General features: G+C 40.5%; 1 protein-coding gene. It reads right to left on the bottom strand.

Translation table 11 applies throughout. The annotated features are described in order from the left end of the window. Positions 1 to 442, bottom strand: a 442-nt coding sequence (locus GB932_RS21900; protein WP_497755937.1) for an NAD(P)-dependent oxidoreductase, incomplete at both ends; no start/stop codon positions are given.

The raw sequence follows: 442 nt of genomic DNA, 5'->3' as shown, positions 1-442 counted from the left end.
AGGATGATTACCTCTTTTCCTTCAATAGTGTAGATATCTACCTGAGGCTTCACTTCAGATTTAGTCTGACCGTAGTTTTTGTTCAACCATGCCATATCGATTTCATTATCGAAGTGACCGATGTTACAAACGATCGCTTTATCTTTCATTTTAAGGAAATGTTCTCCTCTTACGATATTGAAGTTACCTGTTGTAGTGATGATGATATCAGCATTGTCTACCACAGTGTCTAATCTTTTTACTTCGTAACCGTCCATAGCAGCCTGAAGTGCACAGATCGGGTCAATTTCAGTAACAGTAACGATAGAACCGGCTCCTCTGAATGAAGCAGCAGTACCTTTACCTACGTCTCCGTATCCGCAAACTACCACTCTTTTTCCAGCAAGCATTACGTCTGTAGCTCTTCTTACTGCATCTACAGCAGATTCTTTACATCCGTATT

Source organism: Microbacterium karelineae, from assembly GCF_009745985.1.
In the GTDB taxonomy this organism is placed as follows: domain Bacteria; phylum Actinomycetota; class Actinomycetes; order Actinomycetales; family Microbacteriaceae; genus Microbacterium; species Microbacterium karelineae.
This window is presented reverse-complemented; position numbering and strand designations above follow the sequence as displayed.